Raw genomic sequence first — 554 nt, 5'->3', positions numbered from 1 at the left:
CAAACCAGGTTCAGGAGTATCTCACCCCAATGGCGACGAAAAAGAAGGGCCGAAAAAAGGCCGGCAAACAAGCCCGAAACCTCATTAAAAAACTGCGCCAACAACATAAGAAGGAGAAGAGGAAGGAAAAAAGAAAAAAGAAGGAAAAAAGAAAAAGAAGGGAAAGAAAAGGAAAGGAAAAAAGAAATAAAAAGGAGCTATATTATTTATTTTTAGAAATTGTGATTCACAAATTTTATTTTGCTTATTATTATTACATAATGAAAATTAGAATATAATAGATATATAAATTAATATAAAATAAAAGATGGTAGTTGCTATAGAATATGAATTTCAAGTACAAAGAGCATAAATAATTGAAAAAACTATATTGTAAAATATAGTACATGTTGTAAAGGACATACTATTTTTTAAGTTTGAATTTAGAGTATCTTCCTTGCAGACAGTCACTAACTGCTCGTCCCTGTTTCGGTAGTCAAGCTCTTCGCGGCGGGTTAGCAAGTTGCAGTTGCAGAGCCGGGATTGTGCAGGGGCAGGAGAAATGGATTTTGCTG

1 protein-coding gene is annotated in these 554 nt (G+C 33.8%); it reads left to right on the top strand.

Annotated elements, in window-relative coordinates:
- Positions 1–216, top strand: a 216-nt coding sequence (locus tag ACQY5W_RS13470; protein WP_428025481.1) for a hypothetical protein, incomplete at its 5' end; no start/stop codon positions are given.
- Positions 217–554: the final 338 nt, after the last annotated feature.

This window comes from Arcobacter sp. (assembly GCF_050300555.1).
Lineage (GTDB): Bacteria > Campylobacterota > Campylobacteria > Campylobacterales > Arcobacteraceae > Arcobacter.
The sequence above is the reverse complement of the archived record's forward strand: the minus strand, read 5'-3'. Positions and strand labels throughout refer to the sequence as shown.